At 42.9% G+C, this 5,022-nt stretch carries 2 protein-coding genes, 7 tRNA genes and 1 rRNA gene; 6 read left to right on the forward strand and 4 right to left on the reverse strand.

Annotated features, from left to right (window positions below; translation table 11 throughout):
- Positions 1-401 precede the first annotated feature (401 nt).
- The 6 genes from AB4512_RS15365 (at position 402) to AB4512_RS15390 (ending at position 2,787) form a co-directional block, all read left to right on the forward strand.
- Positions 402-2,027: a methyl-accepting chemotaxis protein gene (locus AB4512_RS15365; protein ID WP_017062210.1), complete on the forward strand. Its 1,626-nt coding sequence runs from the start codon at positions 402-404 to the stop codon at positions 2,025-2,027.
- Positions 2,028-2,262: 235 nt separating this feature from the next.
- Positions 2,263-2,338: transfer RNA gene (locus AB4512_RS15370), tRNA-Phe, on the forward strand.
- Between the two features lie 56 nt (positions 2,339-2,394).
- Positions 2,395-2,470: transfer RNA gene (locus AB4512_RS15375), tRNA-Thr, on the forward strand.
- Between the two features lie 24 nt (positions 2,471-2,494).
- A tRNA-Asn gene (locus AB4512_RS15380) sits at positions 2,495-2,570 on the forward strand.
- 36 nt (positions 2,571-2,606) lie between these two features.
- Positions 2,607-2,682, forward strand: a tRNA-Thr gene (locus AB4512_RS15385).
- A 29-nt stretch (positions 2,683-2,711) separates the two neighbouring features.
- Positions 2,712-2,787, forward strand: a tRNA-Asn gene (locus AB4512_RS15390).
- 334 nt (positions 2,788-3,121) lie between these two features.
- On the opposite strand, the gene AB4512_RS15395 is transcribed toward AB4512_RS15390, so the two are convergent.
- The 4 genes from AB4512_RS15395 to AB4512_RS15410 all read right to left on the reverse strand — a co-directional run bounded on the left by AB4512_RS15395 (position 3,122) and on the right by AB4512_RS15410 (position 4,973).
- Positions 3,122-3,517 (reverse strand): DUF2391 family protein, encoded by a 396-nt coding sequence (locus AB4512_RS15395; RefSeq protein WP_050645433.1) that lies wholly within the window; start codon positions 3,515-3,517, stop codon positions 3,122-3,124.
- Between the two features lie 1,115 nt (positions 3,518-4,632).
- A tRNA-Asp gene (locus tag AB4512_RS15400) sits at positions 4,633-4,709 on the reverse strand.
- 30 nt (positions 4,710-4,739) lie between these two features.
- A 5S ribosomal RNA gene (gene rrf / locus AB4512_RS15405) occupies positions 4,740-4,855 on the reverse strand.
- Positions 4,856-4,896: 41 nt separating this feature from the next.
- A tRNA-Thr gene (locus AB4512_RS15410) sits at positions 4,897-4,973 on the reverse strand.
- Positions 4,974-5,022: the final 49 nt, after the last annotated feature.

A 5,022-nucleotide genomic window follows, 5' to 3' on the forward strand; every position in this document is an offset into this window, starting at 1 on the left:
AGTCTTGCAAGGGGAGCCACATTCAAGAAAGCCAAGTCGAAAGACTTGGCTTTTTTTCGTTTGAACAAAAACAAACTCTATTCAATATACACATCAGCTCCTCACTAACTCTTAATCAGTCTCGATAAATTGAGTTATCTCCTTTTAGTACTCTTACTACAGCAGTTGATTCTAAGTTCTATAAAGCATATCCACTACAACAGAACCAACGCCTTATAAAGTTCATGACCCGCTAATATTCACATTAAAACAAATAGAACCAAGTCCTGTTACTTTTTTTTCTTCGAAAATTTAATCCCTATCATACTTTGATGTCTTTCTAATATCTGCCTTACACCACTTAGATTAAGATTCGATGAATTATACCTAATACTAATTATTGAATCGCTGCGCGGGGAAATATGAAACTAAAAACGCAAGCTTACTTATTATCGGGCATCATCTTGATCGCCCTGCTAGCACTGACGGCTACAGGCTTATGGACCTTAAGAGTTGCTAGCAACATGGACAACAAAGCTCGCGTAACAGAGCTGTTTAAGAGCGCATACAGCATTCTTACTGAAGTCGAAAAAATGGCGATTGATGGCACACTAGAAGAAGAGCAAGCCAAGCAACTAGCTACTCGCCTTCTACGCAACAACATCTATAAAGATAATGAATATGTTTACGTAGCCGATGAGAACATGACGTTTATCGCGACACCATTAGATCCTCAACTGCACGGAACCAGTTTTAACGACTTTAAAGATGGCGACGGCAATAGTGTTGGGCAGCTAATCCAAAGAGTACTTGGTAATCGTACTGGCGAGATCATTGAGTACACCTGGACACAAAAACTGCCAGATGGAACGATTGAAGAAAAACTGTCTATTGCAGAGAAAACGCCACATTGGGGTTGGGTTGTCGGCACTGGTATCGGGTTCAATGAAGTTAACGCTCGTTTTTGGTCTACTGCTCAATGGCAGCTATTCCTTTGTGTCGTGATTGCTGGTCTTATTCTGGCGAGCCTAATTGTATCCATTAAACGCATGCTAGCGCTTCTTGGCGGCGAACCTAAAGACGTACGAGAAGCAGTACAAGCCGTAGCACAAGGTCGAATTCAAACCTCTTTCGAAACTCAGGCAATTGACGGCAGTATCTATCACGCCGTACAACAAATGAGTAAGTCATTGGCTGAGCTAGTATCAAACCTTGACGCTTCAATGCTGGCATTAAGAGGCGAACTGCAGCGCGTAGAAGATCGCGCTGGGTCAATTGGTCAACTGACAGACACCCAACAGCAATCAACAGAGATGATCGCGACAGCAATGACCGAGATGGCCTCTTCAGCCAATAACGTAGCTGCTTCAGCTAGCGATACCGCGCGCAACACCGACGAGGCCGACAAACAGAGCCAGCATACCCAACAACTCATTCACAACACAGTAGATAACATTCAAGGCTTAGCAGGCCAACTAGGCACAGCAAGCGAAGCTGTCGCTAACCTAGATAACGATGTAAACAACATTGCAAAAGTATTGGATGTGATTGGTGATATAGCGGAGCAAACTAACCTATTGGCACTAAATGCAGCCATTGAAGCAGCTCGAGCTGGCGAACAAGGTCGTGGATTTGCTGTTGTAGCAGATGAGGTTCGTAACCTTGCAGGCAGAACACAATCGAGCACAAAAGAAATCCAATTAATGATTAATAACCTTCAAGAGGGATCTCGCAACGCAATTCAAACCATGGAAGTGTGTGCCGCGACCAGTGAAAGCACCGTAACAGAGTCTCAAAACGCCTCTGAAGCACTACAACAGATTGTTGTCGCATTAGAGTCCATTTCATCAATGAGTCATCAAATCGCAACAGCGGCCGCTGAGCAGACTCAGGTGAGCGATGATATATCGAAGCGTATCAATATGATCGAAGAGAGCGGTAACCAACTGAGCAATGTCGTAACAGAAAGTCATAACAGCACCCAAACTCTTGCCTCTCTTTCCAACGAATTAGAAGCTTGGGTTAATAGGTTTGAAGTAAAACACTAAACTCCCTAGAAAATTTTCAAATAAAAAAGCACGTTTTCATACGTGCTTTTTTTATTTCGGCGCCCATTCAGTGTAGTTAACCGTAGTTTTACTATCTTTTAGGGCATGCTAGACCTAGGTTTTTCACCCCAAATGAGCAAAAACAACCCACTAAGTATAGAAAAACATCAAACGATACTTTTTTTGCAATTTAATGTTGACCCAGAACGCGAAAACACGTTTAATACACCTCGTCGCCCGGATAGCTCAGTCGGTAGAGCAGAGGATTGAAAATCCTCGTGTCGGTGGTTCGATTCCGCCTCCGGGCACCACAATTTATTTGTTGGTGTCTTAGACAACAACAGTAAAGCACAAAGAAATATTATGTGCCGACTTAGCTCAGTAGGTAGAGCAACTGACTTGTAATCAGTAGGTCACCAGTTCGACTCCGGTAGTCGGCACCATTTCTTTAAAGCTTTAAGAATAATTCCCCTTTAGTTCAGTTGGTAGAACGGCGGACTGTTAATCCGTATGTCGCAAGTTCAAGTCTTGCAAGGGGAGCCAAGTTAATCATCAAGCATAAGCTTTTTGATTCATGATGCCGACTTAGCTCAGTAGGTAGAGCAACTGACTTGTAATCAGTAGGTCACCAGTTCGATTCCGGTAGTCGGCACCATTCTCTTGATTAGAGACTAAACAATCAATTCCCCTTTAGTTCAGTTGGTAGAACGGCGGACTGTTAATCCGTATGTCGCAAGTTCAAGTCTTGCAAGGGGAGCCAATTAAAAAAAGCCGCATCATTGATGCGGCTTTTTTGCATCTAAAGATCCTAACTTCTCAATACAACTACCCTCGCCTCTCTAATTTCAATTCGACTTAGAAGCCAACTGTTTTCATCTCCTTCCAAAACGCTACTTAACGCTCTTCAACATCTCCCAGCAACACACGACACATTCACGTAAGAGTCACTCATAGTAACGTTGCTACTCATTTTATTGATGAGGAGATCGGTTGAACAAATCAATGCTAAGTTTAGAGGTGAGAAAGCTAAATAACGAATCAAATAAGCGCTAGAAAAGCTCTGTAAGGTGCTTCAATCCAAATTGAAACACAGGTCACTCTTTATCAAAACTATCCACTACAATAGCGCCCATAGAGGCAGGCATTGAAATAACGATCACTCTTTTGATCGATACAACGGGGTCACTCAATAGAGGTAATTTGTCCAAACAAGTCAGTACCAAAGCAACGACCAATGCTGTCATAACATAAGCAATAACTATTCTGAAAATAAACACTGGCAACCGTGCGACAACGTCTTTTTGAAAGACACTCTCATACGTATAGAAGCCTAAGAACACCGCAGACAACAAAAATAGCAGCAATAGATTAGCGGCAGGTAAAGTCTCCCCTAACTTCCAAGCCTCTTCAGAAAAAGAAATCGGCACGGCCAAAGCGAAAGATCCCACAAAGATCTGGCTCGCATCTTCAAAGTTAAAACTCAATTTCATAGTTCGATCCATTAGGTTTGAGGCTTTATTTAATTCTGAAAATAATCACATAACTATCCACCGATGATTTGGGGGGATTTTTATTTCTACGAAGCAAACAGTAGTGATCTTCTAGCTTCATCTTAGTCGCAATAACCAAAACATAGATTGAACTAACCAGCAAGAAATCAATATGTTCTGAGCAAAGTTGTCGACACAACTAATTCATATCGAGTCAACAAGCACATCAGAATCGAAGAGAGACCGGTAAACATCCTAAATTACCATCCCCTAGAACCAGAGAACATCACAATCAGTTGGGGGATGAACCTCCCTGCACGTGTAGATACGGATGCGAGGGATACTCTATGTCTTAACTTACATATCCCTCCAGCGCCACTTTGGAACGCAACCTAACGACTCTCACCTTTCAAGCTGAATCTACTCCGCTTCCATCCTTTGAAATGCTTCGAACAAAGCGCTTGATGCTATCGAGAGTGGTTTAAGCTGAATGTATAACAAGAGCTATTAAGTCGACTCATTAAGGGCTATAGCTTTCTTAGCAGAAGCCTCCATGATAGAGCCCTAATTACACGTATCCTATAGATTCACAGATAGAGCAGAAGTCAGACTTCGTAGACGAAAGGCTGTTAACTAATACTGAGAGCCACTCACTTAATAAAGGAAACATCTACAGCGCAGAGTAAGTAGGATGGGGTGTAAGGCTTTTATAACTCAAGTATTGATAAGGGGTCAGTTCAGTCTCATAAATCTAACTTACAGCGCGTATGGCTTGAGTATCTGAATGCTAAACTTAAAGCTATATACGTTTGAAATCATGCTCGCGTCACCTCACAGCAGGAATCAGAAATGATGTAGCCCTAATCATGAGTTGGTTTGGGGGACACCTCAGCTAAGAGCTGTGGGCTACGGGAAAATCTTTTGTGTAAGTTATTCGACTGACGTGCGAAACACTATGATTTAGATGCAAAAAAAGCCCCGTGATTTCTAGCGAGGTTTATTATAAATGGCGGAGTAGCTAGGATCTCAGGCGACCGGATCTCGTGGTTGGAGACCGAATTATCGATACCCAGAAACGACGAAAGCCTAGTCATAAGACTAGGCTTTCTAATAAGTGGCGGAGTGGACGGGACTCGAACCCGCGACCCCCGGCGTGACAGGCCGGTATTCTAACCAACTGAACTACCACTCCGCAGTGTCTATTCAGCTTAAAGCAATTTGAGCCTGGCGATGTCCTACTCTCACATGGGGAAGCCCCACACTACCATCGGCGCTATTGTGTTTCACTTCTGAGTTCGGCATGGAATCAGGTGGGTCCACAATGCTATGGTCGTCAAACAAATTCTGTTGTTAACTTGAATAATCAAATCAACTAAATATGGTGCTGATACCCAGACTCGAACTGGGGACCTCACCCTTACCAAGGGTGCGCTCTACCGGGCTGAGCTATATCAGCAATTCAAAAACCGTTTAAAAACGATTTTAAAAATTTAAAGCCTGGCGAT

The sequence above is a fragment of the Vibrio sp. 10N.222.52.B7 genome, assembly GCF_041474275.1.
Taxonomy (GTDB): Bacteria; Pseudomonadota; Gammaproteobacteria; order Enterobacterales; family Vibrionaceae; genus Vibrio; species Vibrio crassostreae_C.